This window comes from Streptomyces niphimycinicus (genome assembly GCF_018883605.1).
GTDB classification, from domain to species: domain Bacteria; phylum Actinomycetota; class Actinomycetes; order Streptomycetales; family Streptomycetaceae; genus Streptomyces; species Streptomyces niphimycinicus.
In genome coordinates this window covers 1-3,118 of the sequence record NZ_JAHLEM010001119.1, presented here as the reverse complement: position 1 = coordinate 3,118, position 3,118 = coordinate 1, and the positions used below count along the sequence as shown (strand labels likewise).

Genomic DNA, 3,118 nt, shown 5'->3' with positions numbered 1-3,118 from the left:
GCCGCCGGGGCCGTCGGGGCCGCCCGGGCCGTCGGGGCCGCCCGGGCCCTTCGGCCCGTCGTCCGGGCTCTCGGGGCCCTCCGGGCCCGGGTCGGGATCCGGCTCCGGCTCGTCCTCCTCGAACTGCCGCAGGATCTCGTCGAGTTTGTCCTCGTCGAGCCCCGGCGCGTCGAAGGGAGCCCGCCGCCGGCGGTGGGGGAGCGACAGCAGCGCCGCCCCCCGTACGTCCTCGGTCCGCACATCGGTGCGTCCCGCCCAGGCGGCCAGCGCGGTCGCCGTACGGGCCGTCACGATGTCCGCGCGCATCCCGTCCACCTCGAACCCGGCGCACACCGCCGCGATCTGCCGCAGCGCGCGGTCGCCGAGACGCACCCGCGGCAGCAGGGCGCGCGCCGCCGCGATGCGCTCCCGCAGGGCCTCCTCGTCCGCCGCCCAGCGCGCCGCGAACCCCTCGGGGTCCTCGTCGTACGCCAGCCGCCGCCGCACCACCTCGACCCGCTCATCGGTGTCCCGGGACGCCGCGACCTCCACTGTGAGACCGAAGCGGTCCAGCAACTGCGGCCGCAGCTCGCCCTCTTCCGGGTTCATGGTGCCCACCAGCAGGAAGCGCGCCGCATGCCGTACGGACACCCCCTCGCGCTCCACGTAGGAGGCGCCCATGGCGGCCGCGTCGAGCAGCAGGTCGATCAGATGGTCGTGGAGCAGGTTGACCTCGTCGACGTAGAGCACCCCGCGGTGGGCGTCGGCGAGCAGTCCGGGCTCGAACGCCTTCACCCCGTCCGACAGCGCCCGCTCGATGTCGAGGGCGCCGACCAGGCGGTCCTCGGAGGCGCCCACGGGCAGTTCGACCATCCGCGCGGGGCGCGCCTCGCCGGTCTCCGGCTCATGGGGCCCGTCCGGGCAGGACGGGTCGGGCGCGGCCGGATCGCAGGAGAACCGGCACCCGGCCACCACGTCGACCGCGGGCAGCAGCGCCGCGATCGCTCTTACGGCGGTGCTCTTGGCCGTGCCCTTCTCCCCGCGCACCAGGACGCCGCCCACGGCGGGTGAGACGGCGTTGAGGAGCAGGCCGAGCCGCAGACCGTCCATGCCGACGATCGCGCTGAAGGGGTAGGTGGTGGTCACGCGGCGGTACCTCCTGGTGTGCGTGGGTGTCCCGGTCCGGTGTCGGTGTGGATGCCGGGGTGGGTCACGACGTCCCCCCTGGCGCCCCCGGAGGGACGAACGGCAGCCCGTCCGGGACGCCCTTCTCGATGAGCCGCAGCAGTGCGTCGGTGTCGGCGTGCTCCTCGATCAGGTCGCCGAGCCGGTCGAGCTGCTCCTCGCGCAGCTCGCCGAAGCGGGTGTCCGGCGCCGGTACGAACGCCCGGCCCGCCGCGGCGGCCACCCGGCGCAGGAACGCCCGCCGGAAGCCGTCGCTCTCCAGCGAGCCGTGCCAGTGGGTGCCCCACACCGAGCCCACCCGGCAGCCGTCCAGGAAGGGCTCCTCGGCCCCGTCGAGCAGCTCGGCGACCCCGTGGTGGATCTCGTAGCCCGCCACCCGCTCACCGAGCGCCTCGCCCACCGGCCGGGCCAGGGTCTTCTCCGCCGCGAACCGCACCCGCACCGGCAGCAGCCCGAGCCCGGCGACCGTCCCGGCCTTCGACTCGACCTCGTCCTCGATGCGCTCCCCGAGCACCTGGAAGCCACCGCAGACGCCCAGCACCGGACGGCCCTCGGCGGCCCGCCGGGCGATCGCGTCGGCGAGCCCGCGCTCACGCAGCCACTCCAGCGCCCTTACGGTGCCCCGGGTGCCCGGCAGCACCACCAGATCGGCGTCGGCCAGCTCCTCGGGACGGTCCACGAACCGCACGATCACGCCCGGTTCGGCCGCCAGCGCGTCCACGTCCGTGAAGTTGGACATCAGCGGCACGGCGGCCACCGCGATCCGCAGGACGTCCGCGCCGTAAGGAGGCGCCACGACGCTCTCCCGCACCGCTCCGCGCAGCGACACCCGCAGCCCGTCCTCCTCGTCGATCCCCAGCCCGTGGGCGAACGGGAGCACTCCGACGGTCGGGCGCCCGGTGAGGTCGCGCAGCATCTCCAGACCGGGCTCCAGAAGGCTCACATCGCCGCGGAACTTGTTCACCAGATAGCCGGCCACATGCCGTTGGTCCGCCGCCGACAGCAGCGCGATGGTGCCGAAGAACGACGCGAAGACGCCACCGCGGTCGATGTCCCCGACCACCACGACCGGAAGCCCGGCGGCGCGCGCCAGCCCCATGTTGACGATGTCGGTGCGGCGCAGATTGATCTCGGCCGGGCTGCCCGCGCCCTCGCAGATCACCGCGTCATGGGTGCGCCGCAGCTCCTCCAGGCACTCCGTGACGGTCCCCAGCAGGGCCTCCCGCCCCAAGGGCCGCGGCTGCCCGGCGGAGGCCGCGCCCGACGGCGGGTGCGCAGCGGGCCCCGACCGCCCGAAGTACCCGCGCGCGCTCAGCTCGCCCACCGGCTTGCCCAGCAGCACCACTTGGCTGCTGCGGTCGCTGCCCGGCTTCAGCAGGACCGGGTTCATCAGCGCGCTCGGCTCGACGCGCGCGGCGGCGGCCTGCATGGCCTGCGCCCGCCCGATCTCCGCCCCCTCCCGGGTGACGAAGGAGTTGAGCGACATGTTCTGCGCCTTGAAGGGGGCCACGCTGACGCCCTTACGGGCGAGCCACCGGCAGATCCCGGCCGTCACGACGCTCTTGCCCGCGTCGGAGGTGGTGCCCGCGATGAGCAGCCCCCCGCCCCGCGACCCGGAACCTTCCGTGCCGCCCTTACCGCGTATCCCGCTCATCCGCCGCCCCTTCCGGCGGCCCGGGGCCGCCCCGTCAACGCCCTCAGCACCGGCCGGGCAGCCACGGACACCCCGAGCGCCAGGACGCCGACGCGCCGCGACAGCCGTATCGCCCGCTCGATGTCGGCCGGCTCCACCGGCCGCCCGCCGGAGTTGAGCACCGGCCGGTGCTCGACCCGGCCGCCGTAGGTGAGGGTGCCGCCCAGCCGTACGCCGAGCGCGCCCGCGAACGACGCCTCCACCGGGCCCGCGTTGGGGCTCGGATGGCGCCGGCCGTCGTGCCGCCAGGCGCGCCGCGCG

Annotated in this window: 3 protein-coding genes; all 3 read right to left on the bottom strand. The window is 75.5% G+C overall.

Annotated elements, in window-relative coordinates; all coding sequences use genetic code 11:
- Nucleotides 1-1,125: magnesium chelatase ATPase subunit I (locus KN815_RS48065; RefSeq protein ID WP_216348062.1), on the bottom strand; the 1,125-nt coding region annotated here is incomplete at its 3' end.
- 64 nt (nucleotides 1,126-1,189) lie between these two features.
- Nucleotides 1,190-2,818, bottom strand: a complete 1,629-nt coding sequence (locus KN815_RS48060; protein ID WP_216348061.1) for a cobyric acid synthase — start codon at nucleotides 2,816-2,818, stop codon at nucleotides 1,190-1,192.
- The coding region (locus KN815_RS48055; RefSeq protein WP_216348060.1) for a cobalamin biosynthesis protein at nucleotides 2,815-3,118 on the bottom strand (304 nt) is incomplete at its 5' end. The genes KN815_RS48060 and KN815_RS48055, both read right to left, overlap by 4 nt.